General features: G+C 66.1%; 17 protein-coding genes and 1 pseudogene. 12 read left to right on the top strand and 6 right to left on the bottom strand.

Features of this window, described 5'->3' with window-relative positions:
* Nucleotides 1-36 precede the first annotated feature (36 nt).
* From ftsH to N5D30_RS09350, 5 genes are all read right to left on the bottom strand, one after another.
* The gene (gene ftsH, locus N5D30_RS09330; protein WP_020306398.1) at nt 37-1,866 is read right to left on the bottom strand and encodes an ATP-dependent zinc metalloprotease FtsH; all 1,830 of its coding nucleotides are present in this window, start codon (nt 1,864-1,866) and stop codon (nt 37-39) included.
* Nucleotides 1,867-1,893: 27 nt separating this feature from the next.
* Nucleotides 1,894-3,324, bottom strand: a complete 1,431-nt coding sequence (gene cls / locus N5D30_RS09335) for a cardiolipin synthase (RefSeq protein WP_016451635.1) — start codon at nt 3,322-3,324, stop codon at nt 1,894-1,896.
* A gap of 17 nt (nt 3,325-3,341) precedes the next feature.
* Entirely contained in the window at nt 3,342-6,191 is a 2,850-nt protein-coding gene (gene clpK, locus N5D30_RS09340) for a heat shock survival AAA family ATPase ClpK (protein ID WP_016451636.1), read from the bottom strand.
* Between the two features lie 93 nt (nt 6,192-6,284).
* A complete protein-coding gene (locus N5D30_RS09345) occupies nt 6,285-6,854 on the bottom strand; it encodes an Hsp20/alpha crystallin family protein (protein ID WP_016451637.1) in 570 nt (189 codons plus the stop codon).
* Nucleotides 6,855-6,886: 32 nt separating this feature from the next.
* Complete coding sequence (locus N5D30_RS09350) at nt 6,887-7,168, bottom strand: helix-turn-helix domain-containing protein (RefSeq protein ID WP_003454941.1); 282 nt, start codon at nt 7,166-7,168, stop codon at nt 6,887-6,889.
* Between the two features lie 295 nt (nt 7,169-7,463).
* Here N5D30_RS09350 and N5D30_RS09355 point away from each other — a divergent pair, with 295 nt between their 5' ends.
* Nucleotides 7,464-7,829: a transposase gene (locus N5D30_RS09355; RefSeq protein WP_133121818.1), complete on the top strand. Its 366-nt coding sequence runs from the start codon at nt 7,464-7,466 to the stop codon at nt 7,827-7,829.
* Between the two features lie 37 nt (nt 7,830-7,866).
* On the opposite strand, the pseudogene N5D30_RS09360 reads toward N5D30_RS09355, so the two are convergent.
* A pseudogene (locus tag N5D30_RS09360) lies at nt 7,867-8,296 on the bottom strand (IS66 family transposase); the annotation flags it as partial.
* Nucleotides 8,297-8,435: 139 nt separating this feature from the next.
* Here N5D30_RS09360 and N5D30_RS09365 point away from each other — a divergent pair.
* From N5D30_RS09365 to N5D30_RS09415, 11 genes are all read left to right on the top strand, one after another.
* On the top strand, nt 8,436-9,344 hold the full coding sequence (locus N5D30_RS09365) for a LysR family transcriptional regulator (RefSeq protein WP_012761385.1): 909 nt from the start codon (nt 8,436-8,438) through the stop codon (nt 9,342-9,344).
* 539 nt (nt 9,345-9,883) lie between these two features.
* Entirely contained in the window at nt 9,884-10,642 is a 759-nt protein-coding gene (locus N5D30_RS09370; RefSeq protein WP_003454930.1) for a hypothetical protein, read from the top strand.
* 141 nt (nt 10,643-10,783) lie between these two features.
* Nucleotides 10,784-11,002 carry an AlpA family transcriptional regulator gene (locus N5D30_RS09375; protein ID WP_003454927.1) on the top strand — a complete coding sequence of 73 codons (219 nt, stop codon included), beginning with the start codon at nt 10,784-10,786 and terminating at the stop codon, nt 11,000-11,002.
* 40 nt (nt 11,003-11,042) lie between these two features.
* Nucleotides 11,043-11,909, top strand: coding sequence for a ParA family protein (locus N5D30_RS09380; RefSeq protein ID WP_004265510.1), 867 nt, complete (start codon nt 11,043-11,045; stop codon nt 11,907-11,909).
* Nucleotides 11,893-12,150: a hypothetical protein gene (locus N5D30_RS09385; RefSeq protein ID WP_003454921.1), complete on the top strand. Its 258-nt coding sequence runs from the start codon at nt 11,893-11,895 to the stop codon at nt 12,148-12,150. The genes N5D30_RS09380 and N5D30_RS09385 overlap by 17 nt, the downstream gene beginning before the upstream one ends.
* The gene (locus tag N5D30_RS09390) at nt 12,143-13,804 is read left to right on the top strand and encodes a ParB family protein (RefSeq protein ID WP_037004480.1); all 1,662 of its coding nucleotides are present in this window, start codon (nt 12,143-12,145) and stop codon (nt 13,802-13,804) included. Before N5D30_RS09385 ends, N5D30_RS09390 begins: the two co-directional genes overlap by 8 nt.
* A gap of 12 nt (nt 13,805-13,816) precedes the next feature.
* Nucleotides 13,817-14,377 (top strand): DUF2857 domain-containing protein, encoded by a 561-nt coding sequence (locus N5D30_RS09395; RefSeq protein WP_003454899.1) that lies wholly within the window; start codon nt 13,817-13,819, stop codon nt 14,375-14,377.
* Nucleotides 14,378-14,380: 3 nt separating this feature from the next.
* On the top strand, nt 14,381-15,631 hold the full coding sequence (locus N5D30_RS09400; RefSeq protein WP_020306388.1) for an STY4528 family pathogenicity island replication protein: 1,251 nt from the start codon (nt 14,381-14,383) through the stop codon (nt 15,629-15,631).
* Between the two features lie 229 nt (nt 15,632-15,860).
* Nucleotides 15,861-16,640, top strand: a complete 780-nt coding sequence (locus tag N5D30_RS09405; RefSeq protein ID WP_004265522.1) for a PFL_4669 family integrating conjugative element protein — start codon at nt 15,861-15,863, stop codon at nt 16,638-16,640.
* A complete protein-coding gene (locus N5D30_RS09410) occupies nt 16,637-17,188 on the top strand; it encodes a DUF3158 family protein (protein WP_004265525.1) in 552 nt (183 codons plus the stop codon). Before N5D30_RS09405 ends, N5D30_RS09410 begins: the two co-directional genes overlap by 4 nt.
* On the top strand, nt 17,185-17,634 hold the full coding sequence (locus N5D30_RS09415) for a single-stranded DNA-binding protein (protein WP_003454893.1): 450 nt from the start codon (nt 17,185-17,187) through the stop codon (nt 17,632-17,634). The genes N5D30_RS09410 and N5D30_RS09415 overlap by 4 nt, the downstream gene beginning before the upstream one ends.
* Nucleotides 17,635-17,677: the final 43 nt, after the last annotated feature.

A 17,677-nucleotide genomic window follows, 5' to 3' on the forward strand; every position in this document is an offset into this window, starting at 1 on the left:
CGAACAGAGCCGCCGGCTTACTCTGAATAGCGCCTACTACTTTTCGTTTCCATCAAGAACAAGTCCTTGGGTCAATTGAAGGATGTCGTTCTCGTCGAGCGTTTCCCGCGCCAGCAGTTCGCGCGCACAACGCTCCAGCACCGCGCGGTTGGTGTCGAGGATCCCGTAGGCGCGCTCGAACACGCCCATCACGATGTCGCGGATGGCCTGATCGATGCGCGCCTGGGTCGATTCGGCCACCCGGCAGCCGCCGTGGGCCAGTTCCGGTGTATCGAGAAAGCGTGGCCGCTGCGCCTCGAAGGCGATGTAGCCCAGTCCTTCGTCCATGCCAAAGCGGGTGATCATGTCGCGGGCAATGTCGGTGGCCCGTGCGAGGTCATCGGCAGCCCCGGTGGACAGCTCGCCGAACACGAGCTTCTCGGCCGCACGACCGCCCAGCAGCACGGCGATCTTGTGTTCCAGATCGGCGCGCGTCATCAGGAAGCGGTCTTCGGTGGGGCGTTGCAGCGTGTAGCCCAGCGCGCCGATGCCGCGCGGGATGATTGAGATCTTGTGCACGGGGTCGGTGCCGGGCAGCGCCAGCGCCACCAGCGCATGGCCCATCTCGTGATAGGCCACGGTTTCCCGCTCCTTGGGATTGAGTACTCGGTTCTTCTTCTCCAGGCCCGCCACGATGCGCTCGATGGCGGCGGTGAAGTCCTGCAACTCCACGGCGGACGCTTTGCGCCGGGTCGCGGCCAGCGCGGCCTCGTTGACCAGGTTCGCGAGGTCTGCACCCGAAAAGCCCGTGGTCAGCGCAGCCACCTGTTCGAGATCGATATCCTGGGCCAGCGTCACCTTCTTGACATGAACCTTCAGGATGTCCAGCCGTCCCTTCTTGTCGGGCCGGTCCACCAGCACCTGACGGTCGAAGCGACCGGCGCGCAGCAGCGCCTGGTCGAGGATTTCGGGGCGGTTGGTGGCGGCGAGGATGATCAGCCCGACCGAGCTGTCGAAGCCGTCCATCTCCGTGAGCAGCTGGTTGAGGGTCTGCTCGCGCTCGTCGTGGCCGCCGATGGGGCCGCCGACGCCGCGCGCGCGGCCCAGCGCATCGAGCTCGTCGATGAAGATGATGGCCGGCGCCTGCCCGCGGGCCTGCTCGAACAGGTCGCGCACGCGCGCTGCACCCACGCCGACGAACATCTCGACAAACTCTGATCCGGAGATGGAGAAGAAGGGCACCGCCGCCTCGCCGGCAACAGCCTTGGCCAGCAATGTCTTGCCGGTGCCCGGTGGGCCGACCAGCAACACGCCCTTGGGAATGCGCGCCCCGAGCCGTCCATACTCCTGCGGATTCTTGAGGAAATCGACGATCTCAACCAACTCCGCCTTGGCCTCATCGACACCCGCGACATCGGCAAAGGTGACGCCGGTGTTCTTCTCCATGAACACCTTGGCGCGGCTCTTGCCGATGCTCAGGAAGCCGCCCATGCCCTGCTTCTCGGCGAAGCGGCGGAACAGGAAGAACCAGACGCCGAAGAAGGCCACCGCCGGCAGAATCCAGGAGAGCACATCACGTAGCCAGGTGCTTTCCACCACCCGCGCGTAAGGCACGTCGTACTTGGACAGCCGCTCGGCCAGGTCGGGTTCGACGCGAGTGGCCACGATGGTGGTCTTGCCCCGGCTGTCCGGCGATTTCAGGCGCCCGGTGACCGTGCGGTCCGACACCAGCACTTCGGCGACGCGCCCCTCGGCCAGCGCCTTCTCGAATTCGCTGTAGGGCACGGGCTCGACGGTCTTGGCCGCCTGCCAGTAGTTCTGCAGCGTCAGCAGCAACAGGCCGGCGACGATCCAGTAGCCAATGTTCCATTGATCTTTCTTTTCCATGGGCAATGTTCCTCGCAAGTCGTGCCGCTAGAGAATGGGGGTGAACAGACGGGCCACCCCGTCGCGCAAGCGGATGGCCAGCGGGCGGGCGCGCAACGCCATGGCCGATATCTCGTTCGATGCATCACGGGCGGCATCAAAAAGGGATTCCAGCCGCGTAGACAGCGCGGTGTCGTACACCTCCACATTGAACTCGAAGTTGAGGCGCAGGCTGCGCGCATCCCAATTGGCCGAACCCAGGCAGCACCACTGGCCGTCTATCAGCATCAGCTTGCTGTGGTCGAACGGGCCCGGCCGTTCGAAGATGCGCATACCGTGCTCCAGCACCTGCCAGTAGTGGGCGCGTGCGGCCCATTGCACCGTGGGATGGTCGCCGTTTGCGGGCGTCAGCACGTCGATACGCACGCCGCGCAACGCGGCCGTGCTTAGCGCCGCGATCATCGGCTGATCGGGCACGAAGTAAGGTGTCCAGATGCGCACCGAATGCTTCGCCGCGCTCAAAGCGCCCATGAAGGTCCAGCGCAGCCGGTCCAGGGCCTCATCGGGACCGGCCTCGATGCCGCGCGCCCAAGAGGTTCCTTGCTCATCAGCCGTTGCGGGCGGTTCGCCCCAGAGACCCTCGTTGAGCCGCTCGCCCGTGGTATCGCACCAATCGTCGGTGAAGCACCGCATCAGATGCGCAACCACCGGCCCGCGCAGACGAAAGTGCAAATCGTGACAGGCCCGGCCCGGCGCATCGGGCCGCCAATACGGGCTGAAGATGTTCATGCCGCCGGTGAAACCCGTCTCGCCATCGATCACCAGCAGCTTGCGGTGATTGCGCAGATGCGCGGCATGCAGGCGCGCGGGAATCAACGTCGGGTTGAACGTCGCCGCCGGAACGCCGGCGCGCTGCAAGGCGCGGTAGGCGCTGCGGGGCGTCCAGCGGGCATACACGTCGTCGATCAGCACCCGCACTTGCACGCCGCGCTCATGAGCCCGGCGCAGCGCATCGACGAACTGCGCCCCGATGCCTTGGCTGTCGAAGATGTACGAGGCCAAGGCGACGCTGTACCGCGCCGATTCGATGGCGGCGAGCATGGCCGGGTAGGCCTGCTCGCCATCGACAAGCGGCTCGATGCGGTTGCCGCTGGTCAGCGACTGGCCGGTGGCGCGTCCCACCAGGTGGGCCAGACCGGCAAGCGGCGGCGATACAGCCTCGGGCATCGTGGGCGAGAGGTCCTGCCGAACAGCAGGATCTGCCCCCGGGAAGAGCCGCCGCGCCCGCCGCTGGTAACGGTTGATGCCGAACAGCCCATACAGCAGCGAACCGCCCAGCGGCAACAAGGCGATCAGCAGTACCCACAGCGTGGCCGATCGAGGGTCACGCTTGTAGATGACCGCGTGCCCCGCTGTGGGGATAGCGACCGCCAGCGACACGAGGGTGGCTGCCCATGTCAGCCCGTTGGGGTCGGACACGACAGCCTCCCCATGACTCAAGATTCGCCGCCCGCTGACTTCTTCTTGCGCGCAGGCTTGCTCGCGTCGCTCGGCGGCGTCTCGGCCGCGTTCGCGGCATCGGGCTTCTCAGGCTCGGCCGGCTTCGCGGGTGGCTCCTGGCGCTCGAAGACCACCCGTTCGGCCTTGTCGTCCCAGCGGGCGCTGGCGTGATCGGCCTTGCCGATACCGCCACCCAGCATCTCGCGCGCCAGTGCCGTCTCCAGCTCGCTGCGGATCAGCCGCTTGAGCTCACGCGCGCCGAACTCGGGCTTGTAGCCTTCCTCCGCGAAGTGATCGATCAAGGTCTGATCGAAGGTCAGCGTCACGCCCTGGCTGGCGGCGTTGCGGGCCACACGATCGAGCTGCAGGCCGACGATATGGCGGATCTCCTCCTTGCCCAGCGCATGGAAGACGATGATCTCGTCGATGCGGTTGAGGAACTCGGGGCGGAAGTGTCCGCGCAGCACGTCCATCACCTCGCCCTTGGTCTTCTCGTATTCCTCGCCGGCGGCGCCACGGGCCTTCAGCCGACGCTGGATGATGTCCGAGCCCAAGTTCGAGGTGGCGATGATGATGGTATTGGTGAAATCCACCACCCGGCCCTTGCCGTCGGTGAGCCGCCCGTCGTCGAACACCTGCAGCAGGATGTTGTAGACGTCGGGGTGAGCCTTCTCGATCTCGTCCAGCAGCAACACGCTGTAGGGTTTGCGCCGCACCTTCTCGGTGAGCTGGCCACCCTCGTCGTAGCCGACGTAACCCGGAGGCGCCCCCACCAGGCGTGCCACGGTATGGCGTTCCCCGTACTCGGACATGTCGATGCGCAGCAGAGCACCTTCATCGCCATAGATGGACTCGGCCAGCGCCTTGGCGAGCTCGGTCTTGCCCACACCCGTCGGCCCGAGGAACAGGAAGGTGGCCACTGGCTTGCCGCCTTCGCGCAGGCCCGCGCGCGCCAGACGCACGGCATCGGCCACCGCGCGCACCGCTTCGTCCTGGCCCACCAGGCGCTCGTGCAGCCGCTGCTCCAGATGCAGCAGCTTCTCGCGTTCTTCCACCGTCAGCTCGTTGACCGGAATGCCGGTCAGGCGCGAGACGATCTGCGCGACATGCTCGGCTTTGACTTCGGCGCTACCCGAGGCGCGCTCGCGTTCCCATTCCTCGACAAGCTTCTTGAGTTCGGCCTCTTTGGTCTCGATGTGCTTGCCCAGCTCGGCGGCCTTGTCGTACTGCTTGCGCGAGGCCACATAGTCCTGCTCACGCCGCAGCTGGTGCAGTTCGGACTCCAGCTCTTGTACGGCCACTGGGCGGGCCGTGGCCGACAGCTTCACACGTGCGGCCGCCTGGTCGAGCAGGTCAATTGCCTTGTCGGGCAGAAAGCGGGCGGTGATGTAGCGGTCGGACAACTCGGCGGCGGCGATGATCGCGTCCTCTGTGATACTGACCTTGTGGTGCGCCTCGAACGTGTCGCGCAGGCCGCGCAGGATCATCATGGTCTGCGCTACCGTCGGCTCGGGCACCATCACCGGCTGGAAGCGACGCTCCAGCGCGGCGTCCTTCTCGATGTACTTCTGATACTCGTTGAGCGTGGTGGCGCCGATCAGGTTCAGCTCGCCGCGCGCCATCATCGGCTTGAACACGTTGGCCACGTCCAGCCCGCCTTCGCCGCCACCCTGGCCGGCACCGACGATGGTGTGCACCTCGTCGATGAAGAGAATCAGCTCACCCTGGTGCTCGGTCACTTCCTTGAGCACCTTCTGCACGCGCTCCTCGAACTCGCCGCGGTACTTGGCGCCTGCCACCATGGCGTTGATGTTGAGTTCGACCAGACGCTTGTCGCGCAGCGTCTCGGGCACTTCGCCGGCGACCATGCGCTGCGCCAGCCCTTCGACGATGGCGGTCTTGCCGACGCCGGGCTCGCCGATCAGCACCGGGTTGTTCTTCTTGCGCCGGGCCAGCACTTCGATGGTCGTCTCGATCTCCTGCGCGCGGCCGATGACCGGATCGAGCTTGCCCTCGCGCGCCATCTTGGTGAGGTCGCGCGAATACTTGTCGAGTTCCGGCGTGTTGGTCGGCGTCTCGGCGCGGCCATCCTCGGCCCCTTTGCCGACCACCTTGCTTACCTGCTGGCGCAGCGCTTGCGGCGTGAGGCCGTAACGGCGCAGCAGGTTGGCCGCCAAACCTTCGCCTTCCTCGGCGAGCCCGATCAGGAAATGCTCCGGCCCGACATAAGAGTGGCCGAGTTCGTTGGAGGCCACGAAAGCACGGCTGAGCGCGTCCTTGACCCGGGGCGACACGCCGATCTCGCCCTCGAACGGCTTATCGCCGCGCTTGGCTTCGGATTCGATCTGGCGCTTGAGGTCATCGACCTTGATCTTGAACTGCCCCAGGATGGTCTTGACCACGTCGCTGTCGGATAGCGCCAGCAGCAGGTGTTCGGTATCGACTTCGGCGCGCCCGAACTCTGCAGCGTGTCGGGCGGCCTCCTGCAATAGGGCCTCGGACTGTTCGCTGATACGGCTGGCGAGCCCACTGCCGCGACGGCGCGCGGTGCCCGTACCGGCCGGGGCGGGTTCGCCGAACGAGGCATCGACGACCTCGTCGGTATCGGCCGCCATGGACGGTGCGTCGTCACCGATGCGGAAGAAGTCGCTGCCAAGGAAGTCTTCGAACAGCCCGCTGCGCGAGCCGAACAAGGCTTCCAGCGGTGAGACGGTGCGCTTTTGCTGGCGCACCAGTTGGCGATAGTGATCGTCACACAACAGCATGGTGCTGTGGCGACCATTGAGATTGGCTTCCACCCGCACCGTGGCGGGCTGGCCGCAGACTTGGCATTGTTTTCTGGCCATGCTGATGCTCCTGTAAAGATTGATCTGACGAGGCACCGCCGATCACGGTGCCTCATCTCTTTGTGGTTTTTGAGAAAAACGCGCTGCCCCGCGTCAGCCGTTGATCGGGATCGAGCGCCCCTGCTTGGGCGTACTGGCCTCGCGCTTTTCCATCGTGATCGTGAGCACGCCGTTCTTGAAAGCGGCCTTGATCGTGTCCTGGTTGGCATCGGCCGGCAGATTCAGAGCGCGCTGAAAGCTGCCGTAGGAGCGCTCCACCCGGTGGAAACCACCGTCTTTGCTTTCCTGCTCCTGACGCTTTTCACCGCGCACCAGCAGCACGTCGTTGTCGAGCGTGATCTGGATGTCTTTTTCCTCGATGCCGGGTACTTCCAGGGCGATCTTGTACTGCTTGTCGGTCTCCTGGATGTCCAGCGCCGGCTTCAGCATGCCCGGCCAGTCCGACGGCCAGCGTGGCATGGCCAGCGTCGGGAAACCGAAGCCTCGAAACGCGTCGTCGAACAGGCGGTCGATCTCGCGATGCAATTGCAGGATGGGACTGACGGGCCCACCCGCCACCGGCAGGTCATTGCGCTGCACCGGCAGCGAGGCAGTGCTCTGTTGTTCTTCCTGCTCCTTTTTGAACCAGTTCCAGGGAGCCAATTTCTTGAAATCAATGTCCATGTCATACCTCCAGAAATCAATTGAAGACTCACTCAATCCGCTTGCCTGCGGCTATGGATAGCGCGCCCAGGCAACACGGGATGTTTCGCTGACTTCGGCTGCTCATCTGTGCGTATCACCTCCTTCTTTCTGCCTGCTTGGATCTGATCATTGATCCATTGATCGATTTCACTTTGACGAAACCGCCACGTCCCGCCGACCTTGAAGGCCGGAATTTCCCCGTGCGCGGCGAGCCGGTAAAGCGTCCGCTTGCCGACCTTTAAGTAGGTAGCCAACTCGTCGAGTGTGAAGATCGCCTGCTGGCGCGCTGTCATACCACCCCCACATGTTCCGTCGTCACGCGGCCTCGCTCGAGGAAGTTCTTGCAAGACTTTGCAAGATAGTGCGCCTAAAATGCCGAAAGTCAAGAGTCAACATCCAGCGATCTGCTGGCCGATCGATGTGAATCAATCGTAAGCAGCGAGGAAACAAATGTTGGCTGCCGCCGCGATGGTGCTCCCCAAGTCGTCAATCTGTAGCCATGTGAAGGGGAAGTCCATGAACGAGATTGCCCGAGTCGGGGTGGATCTGGCCAAGCGGGTTATCTAGGTGCATGCGGTGGATGCGCGCGTGGTGGTTGCCAAGGCGCTGGCCGCTGACAAGTTTGCGGCCTGGTGCGTGGAGCTGCCTCCCGGCTGCCTGGTGGCCCTGGAGGCCTGCGGCGGTGCGCATCACTGGGCACGCAAGCTGCGCGGCTATGGGCTGGATGCGCGGCTGATTGCAGGCCACTTCGTCACGCGCTACCGCATGGCCGGCAAGGGACGCAAGAACGGTGCGGCCGATGCCGCAGCGATCTGCGAGGCGGCAACCCGCCCGCACATGCGCTTCGTGCCGGTGAAGCCGCCGGCGCAGACGCTGCTGACCACCCATCAGCTGCGCAAACCTCCCGATTCACTCACGCAGCTGATTCCTGCTTGCCTAGGGACGACCGTGTAAGCGGCAGATGGTCGGAGTCCTTTGCGACCAGCACCTACGTGAGCAGCCCGGAGGTGGGGATGCCCTTGGCGATGATCTCCGCCGGGACTGGCGCCTGGGTCAGCGTTCGGCACCTGTGCGCAGGTCCACTTGCCGCGGATGTGGCACTCTACCGTGAATACGCCCGGTGTGTTGTCCAGCTTCTCGCTGATGCGCTTGAGCGCACAGCCGCACGCGCAGCGAGTGTTCTCGGGCTCGTGGTGGCAGTCCACGCGCGGCAGGTCCGCCGGCAAGGCGGTGCGCTTAGGCATCGCGCCAGGCGTAGCCGGCGGCTTCTTCTTGCCCAGCAGTTCCTGGAGCTGCGCCTCAGCCGCGGCAAGGTCGGCGTCCAGAGCCTCGTCGAACAGCGCGCGTTGTTCGGCATCGAGCTGCTCGCTCTTCTTGCCGAACTTCAGGCGTCGCAGCTGGGCGATCTCGAACGAGAGCTTCGCCGTAGGCGCTGACATGGGCGAAAAGCATCCGAGCATCACCCCCCAGGATGGCTCTCATCTCGATACAGAGGTGAATCCTCCGCACTATTCGGCTCCCTACGATGATATGGACTGATCACATCGGTAGGGAGAAAGCATGAACTTACGCCATCTTCGCTGCTTCATCGCCGTAGCCGAGGAACTGCACTTCGGCCGGGCTGCTCGACGGCTGCACATCGAACAGTCTCCACTGTCGCGCACGATCCGCCAGATGGAGGCGGATTTAGGGGTGCCGCTGCTCAACCGCTTGCCACGCAGTGTTCGTCTCACACCGGCGGGACAGGTCTTCCTCGAAGAAGCCCGGCGCGTACTGCTGGCCTTCGAGCAAGCGCAGACCAAGGCACGCGCCGCAGCGAACCAGCGGAACACGCTGCGCATCGCACTATCTGGTGACATGGGGCAGGCCCGCTTGTCGGCGTTGCTTGCGCTTTGCCGCGAGGAGGCACCACAGGTCGGCATTCGGATATTTGAAACGCCACTGGCGCAGTTGGTGACTGGACTGCGCAACGACTTGTATGACGCAGGTTTTGCATTGGCTGGTGAAATGGACGCCGGCATCGTCGCCATGCCGGTGTGGCGAGACCCGCTGGTGGTGGCTTTGCCCGCCAGGCATCCGCTGCTGGCTTTCAAGGAAGTGCCGCTGGAGGAAGTGGCGAGCTATCCGCTGGTGCTGTGCGATCCCCAGGTCTGCGAAGGTTGCAGCCGGCAGCGCGAACGGCTGCTCCGCACGGTGGATGCGCAGCCGACGGTAGCCGAGTACGTCAAGACCCATTCCCTGATGCTGGCCCTCGTGGCCGCCGGCTACGGCGTGGGCTTTTCGAGCGCGGCGCATCTGGCGGGTTGCCATCAGGCCGATGTCGTCGTGCGGCCGCTGGCCGACGAGACCGCTTCGCTGACGACCTATCTACTGCGACCCGAAGGCGAAATCATGGAGCCGCTGCGGCAGTTCATCGACCGCGTGGAGCGTGTCGGACGCCCGCAAGGCACCGATCAACGCCCGATGTGACGCGGGGATTTTGGACGGTACGATTCCCTTTCGGTCTGGACCTTGACCCGCATTGCATCGGCGGCCGACCTTTTGCGTCACGGGCATGGATGGCGAATCGGGCCTATCCACCCGGCATCAAGCAAGGCACCTTCAAGCTGTCGAGGTCACAGCAGTGACGCAGAACGCATGAGCCCTTGCTGGATGCAAACCGGCTCAGCCGGAAGTCGCATTGGCGCTTTACCCCGCCCGTATTCCTACGAAAACTTTGCCCTGGTTTTCCGGTAAAGCGCAGCATCCCTTCCTGATCGAACTTGGATGCGCGGCTTTTCAGACCGTTGCGCCGGTAACAAGATTTTTCGCAGGTGCATTATGGTTGAGGTGTAGCGGGCACCGCAAGAAGGTTTGCCCCCTGCGTAACGCTCGGCGACATCGCCGCACCCAACGTCCACCACGATGCCGACCGGCTCGCGCTTCATCGGGTTCTTTGGGCAATCGCTGCGCCCATGTGGGCCGCGCGCGCTTGCCATGTGTCGATCCGACGATGGGAAGAGCGCGATATGCCGAAATCGAGCAGCCACGCCTTTGGCGCAAAGACGTACTACCGACCGATCGAGGCGGCCGTCCGCTGGTGCGGTCTCCTGCGCTTCGAGCAGCGTATTCTGGAAGCGCTGGAGCAGCGTGCCATGCCGGAGCCCGGCGAATTCCCGCGCTGGCCGCTGCTGCGCCTGTATGCCGAGCGCATCTTCGACGCGCTGACGCATGGCGAATTGCCCGGTGGCAAGGCCGGCATCGTGCTGGACTCGCAGCGGCCGGCGCTCGACGACCCCGAGCTGACCGTGCGCCACGTGGACTTGAAAGCGTGGATGTCGCAGTTCTACCCCGGCGATCGGCCGGGGTTTTTGTTTGACGGCATCGAACGCGCGGTGCATCCGGCGGTGAGCGTGGACACGCTCAACATTCTGCTGGCCGATCGCGAAGCAGCGAAGTCGCAACTTGCCGAACTTGCCCTGGTGCATGAAACGCTGCGCACCGCGCACGAAGCACTGGCGAAGGAACATGCCACGCGCGCGGCCAACGACGAACAGGCGCGCGAGCCTGGCCTGCGCAGCGAGACGACTTACCTCAACATCATCGGCGGACTGCTGACGCTGCTGCTGGGCAATTCGCCGTCAGGCGCGGCCTATTCGTCGTTCCGCAGCATGGATGCCGTGGTCAGCGCGCTGATCGCACACCATGAGGGGCGGCCGGGTCTCAGCGAGCGGACGCTGTGGAGCAAGCTCGCGCAGGCGCGGCGCCACCTGGAGGCGTCGCGCTGACGACGCGGCCAGCATGATGCCGATGCGGCGCACTGCAATTGCAGTCGCTGCTTCTGCAATTGCAGTGATTTCGGCGACCGCGGTGTATTGAATACGAGGCACTTTCCGAACAGCGCCAGTGAGCGTCAAGGAGTGTCTCTCATGTCTTCGCAGACCACCGCGCCGGCAGTGCCGGCCGAGCACCGCATCCTGCGTCGCGCCGAAGTCGAGGCCAAAACCGGCTTCAAGCGCGCGCATATCTACAGCCTGATGAAAGAAGGCAAGTTCCCCAAGGCGCTGCGCTTGGGCGTGCGCGCCGTGGGCTGGGACTCGGCGGAGGTCGAGCAATGGATCGCCGATCGCCTCGATGAGCGCGCCTGACGCTTTTCCTCGGTACATGCCATTCAACCGGGAGAGGCCCATGCAGGTGGTGTCCATCATTTCGACCAAGGGCGGCGTCGGCAAGACCACGACGGCGGCCAACCTGGGCGGCTTCGCAGCCGACACCGGGCTGCGCGTGCTGCTGCTGGACCTGGACGTGCAGCCCACGCTGTCGAGCTACTTCACGCTGGCCGAGCGCGCGCCGGCCGGGATCTACGAGATGCTGGCCTACAACGAGCAGCGCGCCGAGCAACTGGTGTCGCGCACCGCGATCGAGCGGCTTGACCTGGTGCTCTCGAACGACGACCGCGGCGAGCTGAACACGCTGCTGCTGCACGCGCCCGATGGCAGATTGCGGCTGCGCCACCTGCTGCCCACGCTGGCGCCGCACTACGACCTGCTGCTGATCGACACCCAGGGCGCGCGCAGCGTGCTGCTGGAGATGGCGGTGCTGGCCTCGAACTTGGCGCTTTCGCCGGTGACGCCGGAAATCCTCGCGGCGCGCGAGCTGCGGCGCGGCACGCTGCAACTCATCGAGGACATCGCGCCGTACCGCCACCTCGGCATCGAGCCGCCGCCGCTGCACCTGCTCATCAACCGCGTGCATCCGGTGTCGTCGAATGCGCGGCTGATCCAGCAGGCGCTGCGTCAGGTATTCCAGGAGCAGCCTGGCGTGCGCGTGCTGGACACCGACGTGCCGGCGATTGAAGCCTATCCGCGCGCCGCGACGCGCGGACTGCCGGTGCATCGGGTGGAATACCGCCAGCCGGCGGGCCGCACGGCACCTGCCGCATTGGAGACCATGCGCGCGCTGGCCGGCGAGCTGTTCCCGGCGTGGCAGGAGCGCTTTGCGCTCGTCACCGGCCGAGGCGACGCGGGAGGGGCCGGCCATGGCCAGCGCACATGACCTGGCCCGCGGCCACAAGCGGCTGCGAGGGCTGATCGAGTTCGCCCTGGGAGAAGGTTGGAAGGTGGTGCGCACCCGCGGCGGGCACCTGCTGTTCACGAAGCAAGGCTGCGCGCCGATCTACACCAGCTCGACGGCGAGCGACCACCGCGCCGAGCGCAACGCCCGTGCGCAGCTTCGCCGCGCCGACCGACAGGCGGCCCAGGGTGTTGCAGCATCTCAGGAGAATGGCCGTGGCTGACCTGACGCCGCAGGACATGGCCGCCAATCTGCTGGCCTCGGGCTTCGAGCGCAACGGCCCTTCGGTCGCGGCCCTGAGCGACCCCATCGCCGACACGCCGATGGTGGTGACGCTGGACCAGTTGCGCCCCTACGACCACGACCCGCGCGTGACGCGCAACCCGGCCTACGAGGACATCAAGGCCTCGATCCGCGAACGCGGGCTCGATGCGCCGCCCGCGATCACGCGCCGGCCCGGCGAACCGCACTACATCATCCGCAACGGCGGCAACACGCGCCTGGCGATCCTGCGCGAGCTGTGGAGCGAGACGAAAGACGAACGGTTCTTCCGCATCCCCTGCCTGTTCCGCCCGTGGCCGCAGCGCGGCGAAGTGGTGATGCTGACCGGGCACCTGGCCGAGAACGAGTTGCGCGGCGGGCTCAGCTTCATCGAGCGGGCCTTGGGCGTGGAGAAGGCGCGCGAGTTCTACGAGCAGGAAATGGGGCGGGACAGCGGCCAGCCGCTGTCGCAGAGCGAGCTGGCGCGGCGGCTTACGGCCGATGGCTTCCCGCTGCCGCAGTCGCACATCAGCCGCATGCAGGACGCCGTGCACTACCTGCTCCCGGCGATCCCCACGCTGCTGTACGGCGGGCTCGGCCGGCATCAGGTGGAACGGCTCGCGGTGCTGCGCAAGGCCTGCGAACGCACCTGGGAGCGGCATGCCCTGAGGCGCAACCTGTCGATGGACTTCGCTACGCTGTTCCAGGACCTGCTGGCGCAGTTCGACACGCAGCCCGACAACTTCTCACCGCAGCGGGTGCAGGACGAGCTGGTCGGCCAGATGGCCGAGCTGCTGGAAGCGGACTACGACACGCTGAGCCTGGAAATCGACGACAGCGAGAGCCGGCAGCGCGCATTGACCAGCGATCCTGCGCCGCTGCAGGCGGCAAGACCTGCGGTGCCGGCCGGGCCACCGCGACCACCGTCACCGCCTTCGCTGCCGCCCGGCCCCTCGGTGCAGTCGTCGGAGCCTGGCCCTGGCCAGGCTGCGCAGGCCGGTTCCACGCCGGCCGCCAGCGACAAGGGCATGCAGCAGGATGACGAACGCCTGCAGGGTCACATCGTGTCCCCGGCCCCGACCACCGAACGCCTGCAATCCATCCAGCGCATGGTGGCCGATCAGATGGGCGACAAGCTGCCCGACTTCGAGGCCGACGCGCTGCGCGCGATCCCTGTGCAGGCGGGCGGGCTCTACCCCATCTCGGATGTCTGGTACATCGAGCCCGGCCTGGATGTGCCGGATCGGCTGCGGGTGCACATCGCACAGTTCGCGCGCGAGATCGCCGAGGAAGCCGACGTGGCCGGGCAGGTCGAACCCAGCGAAGGCGGCATGGGCTTCGTCTGCGTGGCGCCCCCGGCGGTGCGCGCATTGCCTCCGTTCGCGTGTGCGGTGCTGACCTTGCTGCATGCGCTGTGCGCCGCGCCCCGACCCGCCCCCGGCTTCGATGGCGCCCGGCTGGCCGACGACCTTGCGGCCTTGCTGCATGGCGGCGGCGCATATCCGCGCCTGAGCGATGCCGGGCTGGTAAAGCTGTTCCGGCTGCTGCGCATGGCGCGCCGGCTGCTGGATCTGGAGACCGGCGCGGCCTTCAGCAACCCCGGCCACGGCGCCTGAGCAGAGGCCATCATGTCGGCACCGCATCCGCTCAACCAGGCCGTCATCGCACAGGCGCTGCACGACCTGCGCAATGGGCAACTGCGGCGCTGCAAGGCGATGGGCTTCGGCGAGGAGGAGCTGGACGCGCTCAAGCACCCCGAACTCGTGAGCATGCTGGTGAACGCCACGGTGTCGTGGTGTTCGGTGTCGGTGAACCGCGATGTGCTGAAGCGGCTGCTGAGCCAAGTGCACGACGTGGAGCGAGAGATCGCGACGGTCGACCGCATGCTGCGCCTGGGCGCCAGCACGGAGATGGTCAGCCGCTTCTACGGGCTTACGCACCAGGAGGTGGCCCTGCGCCGCGACATCCTCGGCCTGCCCAAGCGCAAGGGGCGGCATCCGGTGCTGGACGAGGCGCAGGACACGGCGCTGTGGAAGCAGTGGAAGGCCGGCGTCATGGAGCGCGGCATCGCGCTGGACGATGAGGTGGCGATGCTGACGCTGACCATGGACCTGGCCGAGACCTTGAACCTGCCGATGTCGGTGATCTGGTCGGCGATACGCAACTGGATCGACCAGGGGCTGGTGTAGGCCATGGCGACCGGCGGCGCACCCCGGCGCGATGGCCCCGTGGCGCTGTCGGCACTGTTCGACGACGCGCTGCGGGAACTGGTGCCACGGGCACCACCGACACCGCCAGCCCCGCGCGGCGCTGCTGCTGCATTGCCGGCCGCGCCGGTCAGCGACGGCTTCCTCTACAGCGGCAACCGGCACGAGAGCGTGCCGCGTGCGCTGTTCCTCGACCGGCGCCTGACGCCGCTGGAGCGCAACGCCTGGCAGGTGCTCCGCCTGCAGCTCCAGAGCGACGGCGTGACGGCGTTCCCGACCTACGACCAGCTTCGCCCCTACCTCGCCTCGATGCCCTGCGCGGCGCAGGCCTCGCACGAGACCGTGGCGCGCGCCTTGACGCTGCTGCGGCTGACGCGCTGGCTGAGCCTGGTGCGACGGCGCCGCGACCCGAAGACCGGGCGCATCCTGAGCAACCTCTACGTGCTGCACGACGAACCGCTGACACCCTTCGAGGCGATGCAGCTCGACCCCGACTACCTCGGCCTGGTCAGCCAGGCGCTGACCCATGCGGCGAAGGCGGTGCAGATCGTCGGCATGAACACCCTGCGCGAGATCGCCGAAGACCCGATGCTCAACGGCCGCACGCTGCCCACGCGGCTGCAGGTGCTGGCACAGCGCATGGCGCGCAACGAATGGGCGGACGCGAGTTATCCACAAGCGCCTGTGGATCACGAATCCGAAGAAGGCCAGGACGGCCTGCTTCGGAATCTCGAAGGCCCGTCTTCGGAATCCGAAGCAGGGCTGAAATCCGCGCCAGACGGCTCACTTCGGAATCCGAAGGAGGACCGTACTGTACGTATGGATCGTATAAATCAAGTACGTACAGTACCGCGCGCGAAGTCGTTGCAGCACCTGCGCCTGCCCGAGCGCCTGCTGCGCTTGAAGGACGAGCAGCAAAGCGGCGCGATGGTGGCCTTGCAGCAGGTGGACGAGTCGCTGCGGCAGGCGGTGTTGGACGAATGGGATGCGCGCTGCCGCAAAAGCGCGGTACGCAACCCGGCCGGCTATCTGTTCGGCATCATCCAGAAGGCGATGCGCGGCGAGTTCAAGGCCTGGGCCGGCGAAGGCGGTTCGCCATCGACGCCGCCTGCGCCGCCGCCACGGCCAGCCGCACCGGCACCGTCTGCACCGCCACCGCCCGCGCCGAACGGCCCTGGCCGCGAGGCAGCGCGGGCCTACCTGGCGAAACTGCGTTCAACCCTGGGCGATTCCTGAGCAGCTATCCCCAGGGGATAGCTGGGACACGAAGCCTTCCAGGCATCGGCTTCGGTTCTGTCATGCGTCGCACGGTCGCAGCCCGGCGCGGACCTATCCCCTGGGGATAGACGGAACACGCGACCTTCCGGGGCGACAACCGGGAGCGCACCCGCTGCGGTTTGTTGACTGACGCCCTTCCGGGCGATGCCGATGCTGGCGGCTCGTTCCCGTACCGCGAGTCGTCACCATGGCCAATGAATCCCAGCCGCCCCTGCAGTTGAATCTCGGATCGCTGCGCAGCGCGATGTCGCTGACGCTGCACACCCACCACGCTTCACGCATCTGGCATGGCCGAGCGCCTGCCGAGGGCCGGCCCGGGATCATCGGCCTGAACGGCTACATCAGCGTGATGAACAAGATGAAGCGCGGCGCCGAGCAGGACGATCCCTACTCGGATTTCTGGATGCTGCGCATCGAGGACAAGCTGACGCAGACCAAGGACAGCTTGCAGGCGCTGCGTGAGCAGGTGGACCAGGCGCTGGCCGACGTGCCGCCCGCGCTGTCGCTGGGCGAGAACATGAACGTGCAGCCCGTGAAGCTGCCGCTGTTCGTCAATGCGCAGCTCGGCTTCATAGCGGTGTACCTGCTGGCCGACTACGACGACCTGGCCCGCAAGCTGATCCTCGCCCACCACACCGCGCTGATCGACCGCAGCACGCTGGAACGCTGGCTCAACGACGGCGCGCATGCGCTGCGCAGCCTGTTCTCGCTGGCACAGCAGTACCGCTACTCCGGCGCGACGCGCGACGACTTCGCCTCGAAGAACGCGGTGGCGCGGGCGGCGCTGGAGAAGTTCGGCGAGTTGCCGCAGGACGTGCTCGAAGGCACGCGCCGCTCGCGCTTTGCGCCACCGATCGCACGGCGGTCGGGCAAGCCTGGTAAAGCCGCGGATGCCGCACCCAGCGCTGGCGCAGCCGACGTGGCGGACGACGACCACGACCATGACGGCGAAGGCACGAAGGCATGACAGCATCGTCTTCCAACGGCCAACCGGCGCGCTTCCTGCCGCTGGAACAGGCGGACTTCCAGCGCCTGGAACACGGCTCCTACCTAAAAGGCCTTTTACAGCCTTTTAAAGGTAAGGGGAGTCTGGAGGCCTGGGCCAACCAGTGCACGGCGCTGCGCGACGACTTAATCGGGCTGGCGCAGCGGCGCGTGCTGCAACAGGCGCGGGCCTACCCCTTCTCGCTGCTCGACGTGCAACTGGCCCAGCAGACCACTGGCGCAGGCACGACCTTCCTGCGCTGGCGCAACCACGACCGTTCTTCCATGGGCGTGGCGCTGTGGGAATCGCTGCTCGACCGCCCGGCGACGCCGGCCTCGCTGATCGACGACCTGTACGCGATGGAGCTGCAGCGCATCGCTTTGAACATGCAGATCAGCCTCCTTCACACGCTGGGCCGCCAGGCCCAGGAGTGCGCCAGCAAGGCCGCGCAGGCCGAAGCGGCTTACCTGCGACGTGTCCACGGGCATGCCGCGTCGGTTCCATCCACCACCCCCAAGGAGTCTCCATGAGCACGCACTTCGTCGGCGAGGGCAACATCGGTTCCGCGCCGGACTATCGCGAATTCCCTAACGGCAACGACGAGCCGCGCCGGCTGCTGCGCCTGAACGTCTACTTCGACAACCCGATCCCAAAGAAGGACGGTGAATTCGAGGACCGCGGCGGCTTCTGGGCGCCGGTGGAGCTGTGGCACCGCGACGCCGACCACTGGAAAGACCTGTACCAGAAGGGCATGCGCGTGCTGGTAGAAGGCCGCACGGTGAAGGACGAGTGGGAGGACGCCGACGACAACGAGCGCACGACCTTCAAGATCGAGGCCCGCCGCATCGGCATTCTGCCGTACCGCATCCAGGCCGTGACCCTCAGCGCCAGGACGCTGGAACCCGAGGCCGCAGTACCGCCGCCGAAGGAGACCAAGGGGACGAAGGCGTCGAAGGAAACCAAGGCCAAGGGCTGATTCCCCGCAGGGGGCGGCTGTAGCAACCGTCAGACGCCCGCCA

The sequence above is a fragment of the Pseudomonas sp. GD03875 genome, from assembly GCF_029840585.1.
In the GTDB taxonomy this organism is placed as follows: Bacteria; Pseudomonadota; Gammaproteobacteria; order Pseudomonadales; family Pseudomonadaceae; genus Aquipseudomonas; species Aquipseudomonas paralcaligenes.

What these genes read in the sequence shown, in the direction of transcription:
- N5D30_RS09415 (WP_003454893.1), top strand. Translation starts at nt 17,185, where the DNA reads ATGAGCACGCACTTCGTCGGCGAGGGCAACATCGGTTCCGCGCCGGAC.
- ftsH (WP_020306398.1), bottom strand. Translation starts at nt 1,866, where the DNA reads ATGGAAAAGAAAGATCAATGGAACATTGGCTACTGGATCGTCGCCGGC.
- clpK (WP_016451636.1), bottom strand. Translation starts at nt 6,191, where the DNA reads ATGGCCAGAAAACAATGCCAAGTCTGCGGCCAGCCCGCCACGGTGCGG.
- N5D30_RS09345 (WP_016451637.1), bottom strand. Translation starts at nt 6,854, where the DNA reads ATGGACATTGATTTCAAGAAATTGGCTCCCTGGAACTGGTTCAAAAAG.
- N5D30_RS09370 (WP_003454930.1), top strand. Translation starts at nt 9,884, where the DNA reads ATGCCGAAATCGAGCAGCCACGCCTTTGGCGCAAAGACGTACTACCGA.
- N5D30_RS09380 (WP_004265510.1), top strand. Translation starts at nt 11,043, where the DNA reads ATGCAGGTGGTGTCCATCATTTCGACCAAGGGCGGCGTCGGCAAGACC.
- N5D30_RS09410 (WP_004265525.1), top strand. Translation starts at nt 16,637, where the DNA reads ATGACAGCATCGTCTTCCAACGGCCAACCGGCGCGCTTCCTGCCGCTG.
- N5D30_RS09365 (WP_012761385.1), top strand. Translation starts at nt 8,436, where the DNA reads ATGAACTTACGCCATCTTCGCTGCTTCATCGCCGTAGCCGAGGAACTG.
- N5D30_RS09405 (WP_004265522.1), top strand. Translation starts at nt 15,861, where the DNA reads ATGGCCAATGAATCCCAGCCGCCCCTGCAGTTGAATCTCGGATCGCTG.
- N5D30_RS09400 (WP_020306388.1), top strand. Translation starts at nt 14,381, where the DNA reads ATGGCGACCGGCGGCGCACCCCGGCGCGATGGCCCCGTGGCGCTGTCG.
- N5D30_RS09350 (WP_003454941.1), bottom strand. Translation starts at nt 7,168, where the DNA reads ATGACAGCGCGCCAGCAGGCGATCTTCACACTCGACGAGTTGGCTACC.
- N5D30_RS09375 (WP_003454927.1), top strand. Translation starts at nt 10,784, where the DNA reads ATGTCTTCGCAGACCACCGCGCCGGCAGTGCCGGCCGAGCACCGCATC.
- N5D30_RS09395 (WP_003454899.1), top strand. Translation starts at nt 13,817, where the DNA reads ATGTCGGCACCGCATCCGCTCAACCAGGCCGTCATCGCACAGGCGCTG.
- N5D30_RS09385 (WP_003454921.1), top strand. Translation starts at nt 11,893, where the DNA reads ATGGCCAGCGCACATGACCTGGCCCGCGGCCACAAGCGGCTGCGAGGG.